Source organism: Micromonospora sp. NBC_00858 (assembly GCF_045207365.1).
In the GTDB taxonomy this organism is placed as follows: Bacteria; Actinomycetota; Actinomycetes; order Mycobacteriales; family Micromonosporaceae; genus Micromonospora.
In genome coordinates this window covers 413841-433392 of record NZ_CP108828.1, presented here as the reverse complement: position 1 = coordinate 433392, position 19552 = coordinate 413841, and the positions used below count along the sequence as shown (strand labels likewise).

The following is a 19552-nucleotide window of genomic DNA, read 5'->3' as shown; positions in this document are numbered from 1 at the left end:
GCGGGGCTCGCAAGCTCACTCCTCGCGCTCACTTGCCCTCCAGGTCGTGGAGGGCGCGCTCGACGGCGCGCAGGTAGTCGGCGTGACCAACCTCGAACCAGTGCCGGCTGCTCTCCTTGACCTGGCCGGAGTAGCGTTCCCCGGCCCGGTCGCGCACCCGCTGCGCGAACGCCGCGGCCCGCTCCGGGCGGTCCCGGCGGGCCTGGAGCAGCCGGGCGAAGAGCACCGTCTGCCAGTGCGACAGGGTGAACATCCCGGAGTCCGGTTGGACCAGGCCAGCCACCGCCAGCGTCGGATGCCCGGGGGTGAACGCGTTGAGCCACAGCGTCGGCCGGCCGGCGCCGGCGCTGTCGCCGAACACCGACGCGTCGAGGAACTCGAAGCGCGGCAGGTAGCCGGTGGCGAAGATGACCAGCTCAGGGTCGATCTCACGGCCGTCGGCCAGCTCCACGGCGTACGGGTGGAACCGGGCGACGTCGGGCACCGGGCCGATCGCGCCGTGGCCCACGTAGTAGACGAGCTGGCTGTTCGCGATCGGGTGCGTCTCGTACACCCGGTGGTCGGGCTTGGGCAGGCCGAAGCGGGTCAGGTCGCCGACGGTCAGCCGCAGCGTCCAGTGGTAGAGCCACTGGCGCACCCGCAGCGGCACCCGCAGCGCCAGCAGGGTGTCGTTGACCTGGTCGGCGGGGCGGCCGAGCACGTACTTCGGCGCGTACCAGTAGCCGCGCCGGGTGGAGTGCCAGCAGCGCGACGCCTGCTGGGCGGCCTCGACGGCGATGTCGCAGCCGGTGTTGCCGGCGCCGACCACCAGCACCCGCTTGCCGCGCAGCTGCGCCGGGTCCTTGTAGGACGAGGCGTGCATGATCCCGCCCCGGAACTGCTCCAGCCCCTCGTAGCGGGGCAGCTTGGGTGACCAGTTGTGGCCGTTGGCGATCACCACGGCGGCGTACTGGGAGGTGCGCTCCGGCCCGTACCCGCCGGTGGAGCGGGTGGTCACGTTCCAGCGGTCCCCCGCAGCCGGCTCGACCCGGATCACCTCGGTGCCGAACCAGATGTGCGAGCGCAGGTCGAAGTGGTCGGCGTACCGCTCGAAGTACGAGAGCAGCTCACTGTGGTGCGGGTAGTCCGGCCAGGAGTCCGGCATCGGGAAGTCGGGGAACTGGGTGAACGGCTTCGACGACAGCAGGTGGGTGCTGGCGTACACCGGGCTGCGGTCGTGCCGCCAGTTCCAGGCGCCGCCGATGCCGGTCTCCCGCTCGTAGCAGTCCACGCCGAACCCGTGCTCGCGCAGATTCTTGATGGCGGTCAGGCCGCTGGCCCCGGCGCCGATGACGCAGACCGTGTCGCCCCGGTCGGAGACCGGGCGATCGTCGCGGCTCAGCGCGGACGGGGTCGCCTCCGGGTCGGGCCGGCCATGGTCGGTGGAGGTGGACACCGGGACATCTCCTTTTGTGCGGCACACGTGCCGGTCGCCGCGAAATCCTCTCCACAACGGAGCCGGATGTCCAGCCCCGGCGCGGGCCGGATCGACGGGTCGGGCCGGTGCGGGGTCAGTCGGTGGTGGGCAACAGCAGGTCGACCAGGACCGGGAAGTGGTCGCTGGCCCGCCGGGTCTGGGGGGTGTCCACCACGTCGTAGTCGACCACGGTGATCCGCGGGTCGACGAAGAGCGCGTCGATGCGGCGGCGCGGGTCGGCGCAGGAGTAGGTGAGCCGGTCCGCCTGGTCGGCCGCCACCGCGGCGTCGGTCAGCCCGCTCGCCACGGTGGCCCAGGCCGGCCCGTCCGGGCCCTCGTTGAGGTCGGCTCCGGCCACCACCGGGCCGCTCGCCGCGTCCAGCCCACGCTTGAACTCGGCGGCCTGCCCGGGACGCTCGGCCGGGTCGGTGGACAGGTGCGAACCGGCGAGGGTGAACCGGGCGTCGCCGACCCGGCAGTCGGCGTACGCGGCGCCGCGCAGGTGCCGGCCGGGGGTGAGCGGGAAGCGCTGGCAGCGGGTGGCCCGCACCTGGACCCGCAGGCTCGTCAGCACCAGGTTGCCCAGCGCGGGCAGCCCGCCGGCGGCCACCACCAGGCCGAAGGACTCGGCCAGCGTGGCGGACTTCTGCCGCCACCGGAACCGGCGCGGCCCTTCCTGCACGATCACCACGTCCGGCGTCGCGGCCCGGACCACCGCCGCCAGCGCGGCGGTGTCGTCGCGCTGGCTGTGGATGTTGTACGACACCACGCGCAGCGGTACGCCGGCACCCTGGCCCATCCCGGCCCGCCTCAGATCCGTCGGGCCAGGTCGGCGGCGCCGATCACCCCGGCGCTGTTGCCCAACTCAGCCGGCAGCACGTCGGCCACCGGCAGCCGTCCCCGCTGGGAGAGCGCGTCGAGGTACGAGCGGCGCGTCGGGCCGAGCAGCAGGTCACCGGCGTCGATCACGCCGCCGCCGACCACCAGGGTCTGCGGGTCGAGGATCTGCGCCATGTCGGCGAGGCTGGTGCCCAGCCACCGGCCGATCTGCGCGAACGCCTCGGCGGAGACCGGGTCACCGCCCTGCGCGGCGGTGGTCACCATCGGGCCGGTGATCGCCTCGGCCTCCCCGCCGGCCAGCTCCAGCAGCGCGGTGGCCCGGTGCGGTTCCTGCCGGGCGCCGGCCCGGGCGAAGCGGACGAGAGCGCTGCCGCTGGCGTACTGCTCGATGCAGCCCAGCCGACCGCAGCCGCACTGGTGTCCGTCCGGCACGGCCAGCATGTGGCCCAGCTCCGCGGCGACGCCGTGCGCGCCGCGCATCAGCTCACCGCCGAGCACGATGCCGCCACCGACACCGGTGCCGATGGTGAACATGATCATCGAGTCGTCGGCGGCCCGGGCAGCGCCGTACCGGAACTCGGCCCAGGCGGCCACGTTGGCGTCGTTCTCCACGATCACCGGCAGGCCGACCGCCGCGCTGACGTACTCGCGCAGCGGCTCGTCCCGCCAGGCCAGGTTGGGGGCGAAGAGCACCGTCGAGCGGGTGGCGTCGATCCAGCCGGCCGCGCCGATGCCGACCGCCTCGATCGTCCGCCCGGCAGCCAACTCGCCGACCAGCTCGATGATGACGTCACGGGTCTTGCCGACGTCATCGGCGGGAGTGTCCCGTCGGGTCTGCACGAGGACCTCGCCGGTGTCGTCCACGACACCGCCGGCCACCTTCGTGCCACCGACGTCGACTCCGATGGTCAGCGTCACCGCTGCCGCTCCCCTCTGCTGTGCTGTCCGGCCCGCGCACCGACGGCACGCCGGTCCGGGTCGTAGGTTCCCGCGCTCAGGCGCGGTCGCCCGGCTCGTGCGCGTCGGTGTCGTCGGGCACCCGCGAGGCGGGCACCACGGGTCGATTGGTCGGTGCCGGTGCGGACACCGGCCCGGCCTCGTCGACGGGTGGTGCGGCGGCCGGGGCGGATGGGTCCGCCGTCCGGGTGGCGGCCGACCAGACATCCCGCTCCGGCGCCGGCTGAGAATCATGCCCGGTGCGGGTGGCATCGCGCCACACGTGATCGTCGTCGGCTCCGGCGGAACGTTCGGCCGGGGCGGGCTTCGGGACCTCGGTGCCGGTGCTCGGGCCGGCGGTCGGGTCGGACGCCGGCCGGGGTGGGGCGGGCGGCGCCGGTGGGCTGGCGGCGGGCGGCTCGGCCGGGGCGAACGCGCGCAGCAGACTGGCGACGCCCGCCGCGAGGTCACCGGCGCCGGTGGCCAGCCGTTCGGCGAATTCCGGACTCGGGTCACGCAATGCGGCGATGCCCCTACAGACCGGGCAGATGCAGCATTCAGCCGTGCCGGTGGCGAAACCGCCGCCGGCACCGGACCGACCGTCCGGGGCGGCACTGTGACCGAGGACACCGGCCACCAGCCCGCCCAGCGGGCCCCACGCGCCGCCCGCCGACCCGGCCGAGGCCAGCCGCGCCCCCGCGAGCAGGGTGGCGACCAGCCGCTCCGCCTCTTCCCGGGCCGAACCCGGATCCGTTCCGCCCATGGTCGGCTCCTCTACCGTGCCGCCGGACGCGTCAGTGCGCCGCACCGGGTGCTTCTACCCGGCGCTTGAGCTGCTTCAACGCGGCGTCCATGATCATCTTCTCGGCTTTGCGCCGAAACATGCCGAGCATTCCCACGGACAGCTCGACCTCCAGGGTGTAGGTCACCGTGGTGCCGCCGTCCGCGTTACCCACCAGGTCGTACGAACCGCGCTGGCTCTTCTGCATCTTCGAGGGGGCGACCAGGTGCCACTCGATCCGGGACAGGTCCTCGGCGTATTCGTAGGCGAGCACGTACTCGTCGGCCATCACGCTAGCGTCGATGGTGAAGCGCACCTGGCTGGCGTAGCCGTCCTCGTACTCCTCGATGACCTCAGCGTGGCGCACCGCCTCGGTCCACTCGGGGTAGCGGGCGAAGTCGCAGATGACCGCCGCCACCCGGTCCGGTGCGGCGCCGATGATGATCGACTGGGTGGAGGAGTCCGCCATGGGGGGAGGCTACCCGGCGGGCATCGCGCACGCGCCGCACCGCCCCCGCCGCGCGCCGGACCACCGCGCCACGACCGTACTGGGCAGCCTGCCTACTACACCCGCCCCGGCGGCCGGGTAGGTTTCGACAAAGCCGACGCCCACGGTGGCGGCCGGTCCGGCCAGTGTGAGCACGAGGGAGTGCAGGTGCGCGAGTTCTCCGTTCCGCCGATCGTCACCGTCGGCGACGCGGCCAACCTCACCGATCCGGTCTGGAAAAACGCCGAGGTCGCGCCGGACGCCGTCCAGTTTGCCCGCGCCACCCCGGCCGCCGACGGCACCGGCACCAGCTGGTCCGACGTGACCTGCCTTCAGTTCCGTGACGAGGTGGTCGCGGTGGCCCGCGGCCTGATCGCCGCCGGGATCCAGCCGGGCGAGCGGGTCGCCCTGATGAGCCGGACCCGCTACGAGTGGACGCTGCTGGACTACGCGATCTGGGCGGCCGGCGCGGTCACTGTGCCGATCTACGAGACCTCCAGCGCCGAGCAGGCCGCCTGGATCCTCTCCGACTCCGGCGCGGTCGCCGCGGTGGTGGAGACCGCCGACCACGCCGCCCTGGTGGCCGGCGTCCGGGACCGACTGCCCGAGCTGAACCAGGTCTGGCAGTTCGACCTCGGCGCGGTCGATGAGCTGGTCACCACCGGTGCCGCGGTCGAGCTGACCGAGGTGGACCGGCGACGCGAGGCGGTCCGCTCCGGCGACCTGGCCACCATCATCTACACCAGTGGCACCACCGGCCGGCCCAAGGGCTGCATGCTGACCCACCGCAACATGTACGCCGACATCGCCAACGCGGTGCCGGTGCTGCCGAACCTGTTCAACGCCGGCGCGGCCACCCTGCTCTTCCTGCCGCTGGCGCACGCCTTCGCCCGGCTGATCCAGATCGGCGTGGTGCAGGCCCGGGCCACCATGGGCCACTGCGCGGACACCAAGAACCTGGTCGCCGAGCTGCAGGGGTTCAAACCGACCTTCGTGCTCTCCGTACCCCGGGTGTTCGAGAAGGTCTACAACGCGGCGAAGCAGAAGGCCGAGGCCGACGGCAAGGGCGCCATCTTCGCCCGCGCCGAGCAGGTCGCCATCGCGTACAGCGAGTCGCTGGAGACCTCGCGGGGGCCCAGCCTGGCGCTCCGCGCGCAGCACGCCCTCTTCGACCGGCTGGTCTACCGCAAGCTGCGCGCCGCGCTCGGCGGCCGGTGCCGGGACGCCATCTCCGGCGGTGCACCGCTCGGCGCCCGGCTCGGTCACTTCTTCCGCGGCATCGGGGTGACGATCCTGGAGGGCTACGGCCTGACCGAGACCTCACCCGCCGCCGCGGCGAACCTGCCCACCGGCACCCGGATCGGCACCGTCGGCCGCCCGCTGCCCGGCGTGACCGTGCGGATCGACGACGACGGCGAGATCCTGCTCTCCGGCGACCTGATCTTCCAGGGCTACTGGCACAACGAGTCGGCGACCGCCGAGGTCCTCAGCGCCGACGGCTGGTTCCGCACCGGCGACCTGGGCCAGCTCGACAACGACGGCTACCTCAGCATCACCGGCCGGAAGAAGGAGCTGATCGTCACCGCCGCCGGCAAGAACGTCGCCCCGGCGGTGCTGGAGGACCTGGTCCGGGCACACCCGTTGATCAGCCAGTGCGTCGTCGTCGGCGACCGGCAGCCGTTCATCGCGGCGCTGGTCACCGTCGACGAGGAGGCGCTGCCGAAGTGGCTGGAGAGCGCCGAGTTGCCCGCCGACACCCGGGTCGAGGAGCTGCGCGGGCACGAGGGTCTGCGCGCGGAGATCCAGTCCGCGATCGACACCGCGAACCAGGCCGTCTCCAAGGCTGAGGCGATCAAGGTGTTCCGCGTCCTGCCCCGCGACTTCACCGAGGCCACCGGCGAGTTGACCCCGTCGCTCAAGGTCAAGCGCCAGGTCGTCCACAAGACGTACGCGGCGGAGATCGCCGATATCTACCGGGGCTGACTACCATCCGTCACGTGCCCGTATCCACATCCGTCGCACCGCACCCGCATCCCCTCGCCGCGGCCGCCCGCCTGGTGATGCTGGCGCTGGTCGCCGTCCTGACCCTGTTCGCCACCCACGACGTCAGCCAGCTGTGGTGGATCGCGCTGCTGGCGGTCGCCGGGCTGCCCGCGTCGCTGGCCCCCCAGCACCGGCTGATCGGCCCGCTCAGCAGGGTGGCCGAGGTGGTCGTGCTGGGGCTGGCCGCGAGCCAGGTGGCCACGGTCGCGTCGATCGGCGGGACGGTGGACGGGCTCGGCGCCTCGGCGATGCTGCCCTACCTGGCGGTGCCGGTGACCGTCACCGCGCTGCGCCGCCGGTTCCGGGAGGGCGCCGCCCTGCTCGCGGTCACCGCCGCAACCCTCCTGGTCAGCGGCGCGCTGACCGAGGTCGGCGGAGGGCGTCAGCTCGGCCAGCCGGGCTACCTGGCCGTCTGCGCGCAGTGGCTGATCCTGGCCGCGCTGGGGCTCTACGCCGCCAGCACCCTGCACCGGGTGATGGCGGTACGCGGTGAGGGCAAGCCCCAGCCGTACGCCGAGGCGACCCGGCTGCTGACCCAGCTGCGCACGGTGGCCCGCCAACTGCCCGGGGCGACCCTGGACCCGGGCGGCATCTCCGAGCACCTGCTGGACGAGCTGCGCACGGTGGCGCGGGCCGACCGGGCGGCGGTGCTGTCGGCCAGCGGCGGCGGCCGGCTCGTGGTGCTCGCCCAGGCCGGGGTGGACCGGGTGGACTGGGAGACGACGCTGGACGCGGACTCGGCGATCGCCGACGCCTGGGCCAGCCAGCAGGCGCAGACCGCTGCCCGCTCACAGTCCCGCTCACACCGCGGCGGCGACGTCTCCGCGCTGATCGTCCCGCTGGTCGCCGGTGTGCGCACGGTGGGGCTGGTGGTGCTGGAGGCGGACGCCGCACACGCGTACCCGCTGCCCGTGGTGTCCCGGGTGACCGCGCTGACCCGGCCGGCCGCGCTGCGGCTGGAGGCGGCGCTGCTCTTCGACGAGGTCCGCTCGCTGGCCACCAACGAGGAACGGCAGCGGCTGGCCCGGGAGATCCACGACGGGGTGGCGCAGGAGCTGGTGATGGTCGGCTACGGCATCGACAACGCCCTGGCCACCGTCTTCGACGACGCCGACGAGACCGCCGAGGCGCTGCGTACGCTGCGCGGCGAGGTGACCCGGGTGATTCAGGAGCTGCGGCTGAGCCTCTTCGAGCTGCGCAGCGAGGTGGACCGGCAGGGCGGGCTGGCCGCGGCGATCGCCGAGTACGCGCGGACCGTGGGCGCGTCCGGCGGGCTGCGGGTGCACCTGTCGTTGGACGAGTCCACCGCACGGCTGCCGGCGGCCACCGAGGCCGAGTTGCTGCGCATCGCGCAGGAGGCGGTGACCAACGCGCGCAAGCACGCTGGAGCCTCGAATCTCTGGGTCACCTGCGAGGTGGACCCCCCGTACGCGCAAATTGAAGTGTCGGATGACGGTCAGGGGATGGCTGACCAGCGCCCCGACGGGCGGTACGGTCTTGCGATCATGGCCGAGAGGGCGGAACGTATCCGGGGCCGGTTGGAGATCAGGCCGCGGCAGCCGAGCGGCACGACCGTGGCGGTAGTTCTCGGCACCTCGTCCCGGCGCGATAACGTGCGCGGTAGCGCAGCACCAGAAGGGGAGTAACCCGAGGATGACCACAAGTCCGACACCGGCCACCCGTACCAAGGTCCTCCTTGTCGACGATCACGACCTTATTCGCAAGGGCCTGCGACACGCCTTCGAGCGCGACCGTCAGTTCGAGGTCGTCGGTGAGGCCGCCACGGCGGCGGAGGGGGTACGTCAGGCGGGCGCCCTGCAGCCGGACGTGGTGATCATGGATCTGCGGCTGCCTGACGGCAGCGGCCTGGAGGCCACCCGCGCGCTGCGCAAGTCCAGCGCGACGATGGGCATCGTGGTACTGACCATGTACGCCGGCGACGATCAGCTCTTCGGCGCTCTGGAGGCTGGCGCGAGTGCCTTCGTGCCGAAGACCGCGCCGGCCGACGAGGTGGTGGCCGCCGCCCGGCACGCCGCCTCCTCCCCCAGCGCGTTCACCGCGGCCGACCTTGCCGAGGCGATGAAGCGCCGGCTCGCCCCGTCCGGTCCGCAGCTCTCGCCCCGGGAGGGTCAGGTGCTGCGGCTGCTCGCCGACGGGATGAGCGTGGCCGGCATCGCCAAGCAGCTGTTCGTCAGCGAGTCCACGGCCAAGACCCACATCTCCAAGCTCTACGAGAAGCTCGGGGCTGCCAACCGGGCGCAGGCGCTGATGACCGCGCTCCGGCTCGGCCTGCTCGAGGCGCCGGACGCCCCGAAGTTCTGATCTGCCCCCGCTCGTCGAGCGGGACGCCGTGACCGAAGGTCCGCGCCAGCCTCCCCGGCCGGCGCGGACCTTCGCGTATCGACCGAGGTCGGCGGCAACATGGGCGGCACGCTATGGTCTGGCGGGCACAGCGGGGGCACAATACCCGCGCGGGCGACGACGCCCGCGTCGCGGACTAGGGGTGAAGCGCATGCAGCGGCCGGACTGGGCACCCGACACCATCGACATCGAGCGCCCAAGCGTCGCGCGGATGTACGACTACTACCTCGGCGGCTCGCACAACTTCGCCGCCGACCGGGCCGCGGCCCAGGCGATGGTGGCCGCGGTGCCGGAGGCGCCGCTGATGGCCCAGGCCAACCGAGCGTTCCTCCGCCGAGCGGTGCACCACCTCGCCGAGGCCGGGATCCGGCAGTTCCTGGACATCGGCTCGGGGATCCCCACCGTCGGCAACGTGCACGAGATCGCCCAGCGGATCGACCCGGAGTCGCGGGTGGTCTATGTGGACGTCGACCCGGTGGCGGTGGCGCACAGCCGCGAGATCCTGGCCGGCAACGACCGCGCGGTGGTGGTGCAGGAGGACCTGCGGCACCCGGAGAAGATCCTGGCCCACCCGAGCGTGCGGGGGCTGCTCGATTTCGGGCAACCGGTGGCCGTGATGATCGTGGCCGTGCTGCACTTCGTCCCCGATGACGACCGACCGGCGGAGCTGCTGCGGACCCTGCGCGACGCGTTGGCCCCCGGCAGCTACCTGGTGCTGTCACAGGCCAGCGACGACGGGCGCAGCCGGGACGAACGGGCCGAGGCGGAACGGGTCTACCGGCGTACCGACAACCCGCTCTGGGTCCGCAGCCGGGCCGAGCTGACCGCGCTCTTCGACGGGTTCGAGCTGGTCGACCCGGGCGTGGTCTGGGTGCCAGAGTGGCGGCCGGACACCCCGGAGAGCGCGGAGGACGCCGAACGTGCGGTCTTCATGGGCGGCGTCGGGCGGCTCGGTGGCTGAGTCGCCAGAGGCGACCTCCTACCCGGGCAGCTTCGCCCGGGCCTGGGCCAAGGCGGTCTCCGGCACCAGCTACCTGCCGATGACCCAGGCCCAGCTCGAGACCCTGCTGCACCGGCTCACCGGGCAACTGGCCGGTGCACTGCTCGCCGAGCCGTTCGACCTGCGCACCGGGCACCGGGTCGGCGCTGAACTGGTCGCGGCGCACATCGCCTCCGCGGAGGGGCTGGGCCGTACCGTCGAGGTCATCCAGCTTCGGCTGGTGCGCGACCTGGGGCTGGTTGCCGAGGACGTCGAGGACCGGATGGCGCGGCTGCTGGCTGCCGTGGCGACCGGCTATGCCCGCGCGCTGCGGGACCGGACGCTCGACGAGCAGGAGTCGATCCGCCGGGCCGCCATGATGGCCCGGACGCACGCCGAGCGGGCGTTGCGGGCCAGTGAGGCGCGGTTCCGCCACCAGGCCACCCACGACCCGCTCACCGGCCTGCCCAACCGGACGCTGTTCACCGAGCGGCTCACCGCCGCGCTGAACGAGCCGGGCCGGGGGGCGCAGCGGGTCGGGGTGTGCTTCCTCGACCTGGATCGGTTCAAGGTCGTCAACGACACCCTCGGGCACCAGATCGGCGACCGGCTGCTGACCACGGTGGCCGAGCGGCTGTGCCAGGCCCTGGGTGAGCACCTGGTGGCCCGGCTCGGTGGGGACGAGTTCGTCATCCTGGTGGAACACACTGCTGGCACCGACGACATGGTGAAGGTGGCCGAGGCCGCGCTGGAGGCGGTCCGGACACCGGCGGTGGTCGACGGGCACGAGCTTCAGGTCTCGGCGAGCCTGGGCATCGTCGAGCGGCAGGTGGCCGGTGCCAACCCCAGTGACCTGATGCGGGCCGCCGACAGCACCCTGCACTGGGCGAAGTCGGCCGGCGGTGCGCGCTGGGCGCTCTACGACGCCGAGCGCAACCGGCGCGAGCTGGCCCGGTACGCGCTCTCCGCGGCCATCCCGGCTGCCTTGGAGCGGGGCGAGTTCTACCTCGACTACCAGCCGCTGACCTCGCTGCGCGACGGCCGGCTGATCGGCGTGGAGGCGTTGGTCCGCTGGCGCCACCCGGAGCTGGGGGTGCTGCGGCCGGACAGCTTCATCGGGCTGGCCGAGGAGACCGGCCTGATCGTGCAACTGGGCGGGTGGGTGCTGGCCGAGGCGTGCCGGGAGGCGAAGGCCTGGTCGGCCGGTGGCGCGGCGGCGCCGTTCGTGAGCGTCAACCTGGCGGTCCGGCAGGTGCACCGGCCCGGGCTGGTGCAGGAGGTCCGCGCCCTGCTGGGGCAGACCGGCCTGCCGCCGGAGCGACTCCAGTTGGAGATCACCGAGAGCACGATGATGAGCACCGCTGAGGAGCCGGTACGCGCCCTGCGGGTGCTGGCCGACCTCGGGGTGCGGATCGCCATCGACGACTTCGGCACCGGCTACAGCAACCTGGCGTACCTGCGGGACCTGCCGGTGACCGAGCTGAAGGTGGCCGGGGAGTTCGTCGCGGGGTTGCAGTCGCCGGCGGTCGGACGCACCGACGAGCGGATCCTCGCCTCGCTGGTCTCGCTGGCGCACGCGCTGGACCTGACGGTGACCGCCGAGGGTGTGGAGACCGCCGGGCAAGCCGAGCGGCTGCGGGCGATCGGCTGCGACGCCGCCCAGGGCTGGCACTTCGGCCGGCCGGCCCCCGCCGACCGGATCCTGGCCCGCATCCGCTGACCGCCCGGCGCGCCACTCAACCGCGCGGATGGCGCGCCACTCGACGGTGCGCGGACGGCGCGGATGTCGCGTCACTCGACGGCGCGCGGACTGCGCGGACGACGATACCTCAGAGGTATTTTTATGACTCTGAGGTATCACGCTCAATGCGGCGAGGCCGCCCTTGGGCTCGCCGGTGGCCACGCCCGGACACGGCCCTCGTCTCATGCTGCGGAGACGTTGGCAGCGAGGGTTGGGTAGACAGTGTCTACGCCCGGCTGGTAGACAGTGTCTATGAGCGAGGAGGCGAGTGTCCGGGCGCGGCTGGTGGCCGCCGGGGTGGACCTGGTGCTGCGCGAGGGCCAGTCGGCGGTGTCGCTGCGGGAGATCGCCCGCCAGGCCGGGGTCTCGCACGGCGCACCACGCCGCTACTTCCCCACCCACGTCGACCTGCTCTCCGCCATCGCCCGCGAGGGCTTCGCCGACCTCGAAGCCCGGGTCGAGGAGACGACACGCGACGCCGGCCCCGACCCGCGCGCCCGGCTGACCGCGCTGAGCCGGACGTACCTGGACTTCGCGGCGGCCCACGGCGGCATGTTCGAGCTGATGTTCCGGCACGACCTGCTGGGCAGCGGCCGGCTCCGGCTACGCGAGACGAGCCTGCCCCTGTTCGCCGTCGTGACCGACCTGGTGGCCCAACTGCGCCGGCCGACCGACGCGCCAGCCCCGGTGCTGGCCGGCGCGCTCTGGGCCAACCTGCACGGCATCGCCCAGCTCTGGGCCTGGGGCAGCCTGCCGCTGGCCACCGGCGCCAAGGATGACGAAGCCCTGCTGCGCGCCACGCTGGACGCTCACCTCGGCCCCGCCCCGGCCTGAACCATCCACCCCCGCACCCCGGAGGACACGTGCCCCTGCTGTACGACCTCACCAAACTGACCGTCGGCACGACGCTGCGGCTGGGCTGGCGGCCACGCGTGGAAGGGCTGGAGCACCTGCCCCGGCACGGCGGCGCGATCCTCGCCGGCAACCACCTCTCCGTCGCCGACGAGCTGTTCCTGGTCTGCGCGACGCCCCGGCACGTCACCTTCTGGGCGAAGGCCGAGTACTTCACCGGCCGCGGCCCGGGCGGCTGGCTCAACCGGCGGATCGTCGCCGGCATGGGCGCCATCCGGGTGGAGCGCGGCGGCGGCCGGGCCGCCCTCAGCGCCCTCGACGCCGCCGTGCCGGTGCTGCGCTCCGGCGGCCTGGTCGCCGTCTACCCGGAGGGCACCCGCTCCCCGGACGGGCGGCTCTACCGGGGCCGCGTCGGAATGACCCGGCTGGCCCGCGATGCCGAGGTGCCGATCATCCCGGTCGGCGTGCTCGGCACCGCCGAGGTGCTGCCGGTCGACGCGCGGCTGCCCCGCCGACACCCGATCACCCTGCGCTTCGGCCCGCCGATCCCGGTCGCCGGCCGGATCAACGAGCCACGCGACATCCGGACGGTCACCGACGAGGTGATGGCGGCGATCCAGCGGCTCACCGGCCAGGAGTACGTGCCCCGCTACGCACCGCCCCGGTCGAGCCCCAGCTGAGCGCGGGTGGCGGTCAGCCGGCGAGCAGGGCTGCCATCCGCTGCGCCTGCGCCTCCCAGCGCCACTCCCGCTCCACCCACGCCCGGCCGGCCGCGCCCAACTGGCGGGCCAGGTCCCGGTCGGCGAGCAGCCGGGCTACCCGGTCGGCGAGCTGGGCGACGTCCCGGCCCCGCACCACGTAGCCGGTCTCGCCCTCGCGGACCGCGTCCGGCGCGCCCCCGGAGTCACCGGCCACCACCGGCAGGCCGGTCGCGGACGCCTCCAGGTAGACGATGCCCAGCCCCTCCACGTCCAGCCCCCGGTTGCGGGTGCGGCAGGGCATCGCGTAGACGTCGCCGGCCGCGTAGTGCGCCGGCAGTTCGGCCGCCGGCACCGAGCCGGTGAAGACCACGTCCCGCTCCACGCCGGCCTGCCGGGCCAGCTTCTCCAGGGTCGCCCGGTACGGGCCGCCGCCAACGATTAGCAGCGCCGCGTCGGGCACCCGACGGCGGATCTCCGGCAGCGCCCGGATCAGCATGTCCTGCCCCTTGCGCGGCACCAGCCGGGACACGCAGACCACCACCGGCCGGTCGGCCAGCCCCAGCCGAGCCCGCACCGGCTCGCCGTCCACAGTCGGGTGGTAGGTGTCCACGTCCACCCCGGGCGCCAGCCGACGCAGCTCGGTCACCCCGTCCAGCACCCGGGCCAGCCGGCTGCGGGTGTACTCGCCGAGGTAGGTGGTGACGTCGACGCCTCGACCGATGCGCCGCAACGCCGGCCGTGCGGCGGGCAGCGCCGCCCAACCGACCTCGTGGCCGTGGGTCTGCGCCACCACCCGGCGCACCCCGGCCCGTCGGCGCAGGCCCGCGGCGAGCAGCCCGAGCGGGGCTGCCGCGCCGAACCACACCGTGTCGCAGTCGTATGCGCGGGCCAGCCGCGCAGCCCGCCGGGCGATCAGCGGGGTGGGCAGCAGCACCCGGGTGCGTTCCCGGATCACCTCGAACGGCTGGTCGGCGTCGAACTTCGCCGCCCCGCGCCAGCTCGACGCGTACACCACCACCGAGCCGGCTGGCTGATGCACCGCGAGGTTGTGCACGAAGGACTGGATCCCACCGGGACGGGGCGGGAAGTCGTTGGTGATCAGCAGCGTGCGGCTCATCGGCCTGCCTCCCGGGCGTACGCGCGGGCAGCGGCCATCCGCTCCACGGTGGACGGATGTGTGGCCGAGTAGAGGTATTCCCAGCGCGGTGGGTCGGGGTCGCCGAGGTTGACCGAGCCGAGCCGGCGCTGCATCGACTCGAAGGCAGCCGGGTCACCGGTCAGCGCGAGCGCGTGCGCGTCGGCCCGCGCCTCCACCCGCCGGGACATCAGCGCCTGCACCGGCGCGGCGAGCAGCCCCACCACCGTGACCAGGGCGACCAGTAACGGGAACGCGCTCGGTTGGGCGACCGAGTCGACACCGGCCAGCCGCAGCAGCGGCCCCCACGAGCCGAGCAGGTAGAGCGCCACCACCGCGGCGGCAGCGCCCAGCGCGCCGGTCAGCGTGCCGACCGCCACGTCCCGGTCCTTTGCGTGCCCCAGCTCGTGCGCCACCACGGCGGTCACCTCGGCCGGGGTCGCCTCGCGCAGCAGCGTGTCGTAGACGACCACCCGCCGGGTCGGCCCGAGACCGGAGACGTACGCGTTGACCGCCTTGGTGCGCCGGGAGGCGTCGGACACCAGCACGTCGCGTACCGGCACCCCGTCGCGGGCCGCCATGCTGACCAGCTCGGTGCGCAGCGGGCCCTGCTCCAGCGGGGTGAACCGGTTGAACACCGGCTCCACCAGCACCGGTAGCACGAACGACAGCAGCACCACCAGCAGGGCCGCACCGGCCGCGCCGAAAGCCCACCACCAGCGCGGGGCGAGCCGGATGACCGCGTAGAAGCCGAACAGCACCACCGCGCCGATCACCGCACTGACGGCGTACGACTTGAGCAGGTCGACCGCCCAACCGCTCCAGCCGTTGGTGCTCAGTCCGTAGCGGGTGAGCACGCTCTGCCGCCAGGCGGAGAACGGAAGGGTGAGCAGGTCGGCGACGAGCACCACAGCCAGCCCGCCGAGCACCGCCTGCGCGGCCCAGTGCCCGCCGAACGGCCGGCCCACCAGCTCGACCAGGCGGCTGCCCAGCGGGGTGAGCCCGAGTGCGAGGGCGACCAGCAGCCCGACGGCGAGCGCGGAGTAACCACCGGGGCGCAGCGCGGCGCGGAACTCCCGCCCCCGGGCCACCTGGTCGGCCGGCAGGTCACGCAGCGCCGCGAGCTGGTCGGCCCGGGGCGCCGGCGGTCGGTGCCACGGTATAAGCAGCGCGGCGGTCACCACCAGCGCGACGGTCAACCCGGCCAGGGTCAGCAGCGCCCAGCCACGCGGGCTCACCGGCGCACCACCGTGCGCACCGCGCGGCGGACTTTCTCGCCTCTGCCGGCGGGCCCGCCGTCGTCGCGTCGTACCCCGCTCATCCCGCCGCTCCTCCCGCCGTGACCGCCCATCCTATGGTCCGCGAAAAGCCCGCTCCGGGCGCGGTGTGGCGGTCAGGCGACCCGGCGGGAGGCGCGGCGACGAGCGGTGCCGGGACGCGCGGGCGCCGCCAGCACCTCCACGTCGAAGCCGGCCCGGGCGAACACCTCGATCGCCTGGACCTCTGCGGCGGCCAGCCCGGCCGCCGGGGACGACTCGTCGAACAGGGCGGCCACCAGGCAGCCGGAACAACCGCCCCCCTGGGTCGGGCACCCTTCGCAGTCGATGAGCATCACGCCTCCTGATCGGCTCGCGATGCGCGGCCGGGCGCACTGTCGTCGCCACCCGAGCACCGTCGGTCACATCGACGCTAGCCACCGGGTATGACAGAAACCCGGACAACCACCTCGACCGGCCGTTTGAGGGCGAGATCGACTCCAGGTCAGCGATATCGGGGTATCCCGACCGCCGGACACCCCAACATCACCGACCTCGTGTCGATCACGCAGAGATTGGCCGCCGGCGGATGCGGTCAGGAGCGGGCCAGCCGCCGCAGTAGCGAGTCGGCCCCGAGCGGGTAGGCCCCGTGTCGGCGTACCCCGTCGGCGACCTCGCGGTCGGACGAGACCACGACCACCGGACGCCCCGCCGGCTCGGCGCGGACCAGCCGCCGGATCAGCTCGTCGGCGGTCTCGCCCTTGCGGGAGAAGAGCACCCGTACGCCGCGCGGCGCCGGCGGCAGCCCATGCATCCGCTCCGCGCCGTCGAAGACCACGGTGACCTCGTCGCCGGTCTGCGCGGCGATCCCGCCCAGCCCGGTGATGAGGCGCTTGCGCTGCTGCTCCAGCGACATCTCGCCGAAGCCGCGCTTGGTGACGTTGTAGCCGTCCACCACGAGGTGTGCCCGGGGCAGGGCGAGCAGTTGGTCCAGTCGGGCCGGGTCGTCGGTGTCCCGGGCGCGGGCGGACGGGCCGGCCGGCGCGGTGCCCGGCTGCTCGGCGAACGCGTCGGCCACGAAGTCGGCGGGGAGTTTGTCCACCGGGTCGAGCGCCAGCTCCCGGCGCAGCCCGACGGCGGCCTGACCGATGGTCTCCAGCAGCAGCCAGAGCCGGGCGTCGTCGACCGAGCGGGCTTCCTTGGCGCTGGCCCGGGCCACGCCGGCCGCGGCCTCCGCCTCGGCCAGCCGGGCGCGGGCCCGACGCAGCTCGGCGTCCACGTCGGCGCTCGCCCGCGCGGCCCGGCCACGCTCGGTGGCCAGCACCTCGGTGGCCTTGCGCTCGCGGGCCTGGGTCTCCCGCAGCGTACGGGCCAGCTGGCGGGACTCCTCGCGGAGCTGGCCCAACTCCTCCCGGACCCGGGCCAGCTCGTCGCGGAGCTTCTCCGCCTCCACCCGAGCCACCGCCCGGTCGTGCTCGGCCCGGGTGGCCCGCTGCTCGGCCTCGCGAACCAACTCGGCGACGACCGCGCTGTCGGCCTCGGCGCGGACCGCCGCGCCGCTGGCGTCGATCAGCTCGCGCCAGCCACGCGGCCGGGCCAGGTAGGCCAGCGCGGCCACCTCGACCGGGTCGGCGGCGGCCGGCGCGGTGCCCTCGACCACGGCTGCGCCAAGGTCACCGGCGTCGGCCAGCACTCGGGCGGTGACCCGCTGCCGGAACAGCGGGTCGCCGGCGAGCTGGGCGGCGATGGCCGGCGCGCCGAGCCGGGCCCGCCGGTTCGGGGCGAACTTGGCCACCCGGCGCAGCGGCACCGGCACCTCGTCGGAGGGCAGCCCGGGCAGCACCGCGGCGGTCAGCGCCACGATCCGCTGCCGGACCGGCTCGGGCAGGGTCGGCTCCGGCTCGACAGCCGACCCGTCGCCCGCCGTCGTCGGGCCGGATGGGCCGGATGTCTCGCTGACTACGTTGTCGTCCGGGTTGCCCAGGGCCCCGTCGAGCGCGACCGGATCCTCCTGCGGGAGGTGGTCGTCGGACGGCTCGGTGAGGGGCATGTAACAAGTCTCCCACCGCGACCGGGCCCACCGCCCGGTGAGTGAGCCGATCTCTCATCCTAGCCCCCGTGCTGACTCCTGGGACCGTTGTGACGGGAGTGTCGGACCGGGGCGCTAGCGTACCGCCGATGGCACAGTCGGAGTACGTCCAGGAGTCACTGGCCGGTCTCGACCCGGCGATGGGCGGGGTGGACCCGGCACTGCCGCTCTACGCGACCACCTTCGTGGTGGTCGACCTGGAGACCACCGGCGGCGCACCGGACGGCGGCGGCATCACCGAGATCGGCGCGGTCAAGGTGCGTGGCGGCGAGCAGCTCGGCGTGCTGGCCACCCTCGTCAACCCGGGGCAGCCGATCCCGCCGTTCATCACCGTGCTGACCGGGATCACCCAGGCCATGCTGGTGCCGGCGCCGCCGATCGAGCAGGTGCTGCCGAGCTTCCTGGAGTTCATCGCCGACGCGGTGCTGGTGGCCCACAACGCCCCCTACGACGTGGGCTTCCTCAAGGCCGCCTGCGCCAAGCACGGCTACCGGTGGCCCAACCCGCGGGTGCTGGACACCGCGGCGCTGGCCCGCCGGGTGCTGACCCGCGACGAGGTGCCCAACCGCAAGCTGGGCACCCTGGCCGCCTACTTCCGCACCGCCACCCAGCCCACCCACCGGGCGCTGGACGACGCGAAGGCCACCGTCGACGTGCTGCACGGGCTGATCGGCCGGCTCGGCGGGCACCGGGTGGACACCGTCGGCGACGCCATCGAGTTCGCCCGGGCGGTCACCCCGACCCAGCGCCGCAAGCGGCACCTGGCCGAGGGGCTGCCCAAGGTCCCCGGGGTCTACATCTTCCGGGCCGCCGACGACCGGCCGCTCTACGTCGGCACCTCCGGCGACATCGCCACCCGGGTGCGCAGCTACTTCACCGCCGGTGAGAAGCGGGCCCGGATCTCCGAGATGCTGGCGGCGGCCGAGCGGGTCGAGGCGGTCGAGTGCGCGCACTCGCTGGAGGCCGAGGTCCGCGAGCTGCGGCTGATCGCCGCGCACGCCCCGCCGTACAACCGGCGGTCGAAATACCCGGAGCGGATGGTCTGGCTCAAGCTGACCGACGGCCCGTACCCCCGGTTGTCGGTGGTCCGCGGCCTCTCCCCCACCGACACCGCCTACCTCGGGCCGTTCACCTCCCGACGGGCCGCGGAGCTGGCCGCCGCGGGCTTCCACGACGCCGTGCCGCTGCGCCAGTGCACGCACCGGCTCTCGCTGCGGACCGTCACGCCGGCCTGCGCGCTGGCCGAGCTGGGTCGCTGCCCGGCACCCTGCGAGCACAAGATCACCCCCGAGGAGTACGACGACCGCGCCGCCGCGCCGTTCCGCACCGCCACCGCCAGCGACCCGCAGCCGGTGGTGGACGCACTGCTGGCCCGGATCGACGTGCTCTCCCGCGACCAGCGCTACGAGGAGGCCGCGGTGGTGCGGTCCCGGCTGGCCGCGGTCCTGCGCGCCACCGTGCGGATGCAGCGGCTGGCCGCGCTGACCGGGATCGTCGAGCTGGCCGCGGCCCGGCCGGCCGCCCGTGGCGGCTGGGAGCTGGCCCTGGTCCGGCACGGCCGGCTGGCCGGCGCGGGGGTGTCCCCGCCGAGCGTCCACCCGCGACCCACGCTGAACGCCATCCGGGCGACCGCCGAGACGGTGCCGGGCGGGCACGGGCCGGTGCCGGCGGCCACCGCCGAGGAGTCCGAGCGCATCCTGTCCTGGTTGGAACGACCGGAGACCCGGCTGGTGGAAATGTCCTCCGGTTGGTCCTCGCCGGTTGGTGGTGCGGGCCGGTTCCGCGACCTCCTGGCGAAGGCCGAAAACGGAGGGTCCCACCAACTCTCGACCGAACGCTCATGACCAAGTGACCGATCGGACTACGTCGACTCCCTTAGGCTGTTGGAGAAGTGC

Annotated in this window: 17 protein-coding genes; 8 read left to right on the top strand and 9 right to left on the bottom strand. The window is 73.9% G+C overall.

The window, feature by feature from the left end; genetic code table 11:
* Positions 1–28: 28 nt before the first annotated feature.
* From OG990_RS02075 to OG990_RS02055, 5 genes are all read right to left on the bottom strand, one after another.
* A complete protein-coding gene (locus OG990_RS02075; protein WP_406078828.1) occupies positions 29–1435 on the bottom strand; it encodes a flavin-containing monooxygenase in 1407 nt (468 codons plus the stop codon).
* Between the two features lie 115 nt (positions 1436–1550).
* Complete coding sequence (locus OG990_RS02070; RefSeq protein WP_386984099.1) at positions 1551–2255, bottom strand: endonuclease/exonuclease/phosphatase family protein; 705 nt, start codon at positions 2253–2255, stop codon at positions 1551–1553.
* 11 nt (positions 2256–2266) lie between these two features.
* Positions 2267–3214, bottom strand: a complete 948-nt coding sequence (locus tag OG990_RS02065) for an ROK family glucokinase (protein ID WP_328418936.1) — start codon at positions 3212–3214, stop codon at positions 2267–2269.
* A gap of 76 nt (positions 3215–3290) precedes the next feature.
* Entirely contained in the window at positions 3291–3995 is a 705-nt protein-coding gene (locus tag OG990_RS02060) for a hypothetical protein (RefSeq protein ID WP_406078827.1), read from the bottom strand.
* Positions 3996–4026: 31 nt separating this feature from the next.
* A complete protein-coding gene (locus OG990_RS02055) occupies positions 4027–4482 on the bottom strand; it encodes an SRPBCC family protein (protein ID WP_406078826.1) in 456 nt (151 codons plus the stop codon).
* A 186-nt stretch (positions 4483–4668) separates the two neighbouring features.
* Here OG990_RS02055 and OG990_RS02050 point away from each other — a divergent pair, with 186 nt between their 5' ends.
* The 7 genes from OG990_RS02050 (at position 4669) to OG990_RS02020 (ending at position 13156) form a co-directional block, all read left to right on the top strand.
* A complete protein-coding gene (locus OG990_RS02050) occupies positions 4669–6483 on the top strand; it encodes an AMP-dependent synthetase/ligase (protein WP_406078825.1) in 1815 nt (604 codons plus the stop codon).
* Positions 6484–6497: 14 nt separating this feature from the next.
* A complete protein-coding gene (locus OG990_RS02045; RefSeq protein ID WP_406078824.1) occupies positions 6498–8189 on the top strand; it encodes a GAF domain-containing sensor histidine kinase in 1692 nt (563 codons plus the stop codon).
* Positions 8190–8196: 7 nt separating this feature from the next.
* Positions 8197–8865, top strand: a complete 669-nt coding sequence (locus OG990_RS02040) for a response regulator transcription factor (protein WP_088972416.1) — start codon at positions 8197–8199, stop codon at positions 8863–8865.
* Positions 8866–9055: 190 nt separating this feature from the next.
* Positions 9056–9865: an SAM-dependent methyltransferase gene (locus tag OG990_RS02035; protein ID WP_406078823.1), complete on the top strand. Its 810-nt coding sequence runs from the start codon at positions 9056–9058 to the stop codon at positions 9863–9865.
* A gap of 79 nt (positions 9866–9944) precedes the next feature.
* On the top strand, positions 9945–11603 hold the full coding sequence (locus tag OG990_RS02030) for a bifunctional diguanylate cyclase/phosphodiesterase (protein ID WP_328426808.1): 1659 nt from the start codon (positions 9945–9947) through the stop codon (positions 11601–11603).
* A gap of 273 nt (positions 11604–11876) precedes the next feature.
* Positions 11877–12458, top strand: coding sequence for a TetR/AcrR family transcriptional regulator (locus OG990_RS02025; protein ID WP_406078822.1), 582 nt, complete (start codon positions 11877–11879; stop codon positions 12456–12458).
* A gap of 29 nt (positions 12459–12487) precedes the next feature.
* The gene (locus tag OG990_RS02020) at positions 12488–13156 is read left to right on the top strand and encodes a lysophospholipid acyltransferase family protein (protein WP_406078821.1); all 669 of its coding nucleotides are present in this window, start codon (positions 12488–12490) and stop codon (positions 13154–13156) included.
* Between the two features lie 13 nt (positions 13157–13169).
* Here OG990_RS02020 and OG990_RS02015 read toward each other — a convergent pair whose 3' ends face one another.
* The 4 genes from OG990_RS02015 to OG990_RS02000 form a co-directional block, all read right to left on the bottom strand.
* Positions 13170–14294 (bottom strand): glycosyltransferase family 4 protein, encoded by a 1125-nt coding sequence (locus OG990_RS02015; RefSeq protein WP_406078820.1) that lies wholly within the window; start codon positions 14292–14294, stop codon positions 13170–13172.
* Positions 14291–15550, bottom strand: coding sequence for a M48 family metallopeptidase (locus OG990_RS02010; RefSeq protein WP_406078819.1), 1260 nt, complete (start codon positions 15548–15550; stop codon positions 14291–14293). Before OG990_RS02010 ends, OG990_RS02015 begins: the two co-directional genes overlap by 4 nt.
* A 155-nt stretch (positions 15551–15705) precedes the next feature.
* Positions 15706–15924, bottom strand: coding sequence for a hypothetical protein (locus OG990_RS02005; RefSeq protein WP_328418946.1), 219 nt, complete (start codon positions 15922–15924; stop codon positions 15706–15708).
* A gap of 239 nt (positions 15925–16163) precedes the next feature.
* A complete protein-coding gene (locus OG990_RS02000; protein ID WP_406078818.1) occupies positions 16164–17618 on the bottom strand; it encodes an NYN domain-containing protein in 1455 nt (484 codons plus the stop codon).
* Positions 17619–17746: 128 nt separating this feature from the next.
* Between OG990_RS02000 and OG990_RS01995 the strand changes: the two genes are divergently transcribed.
* On the top strand, positions 17747–19501 hold the full coding sequence (locus OG990_RS01995) for a DEDD exonuclease domain-containing protein (protein ID WP_328418948.1): 1755 nt from the start codon (positions 17747–17749) through the stop codon (positions 19499–19501).
* The last annotated feature ends 51 nt before the right edge of the window (positions 19502–19552 follow it).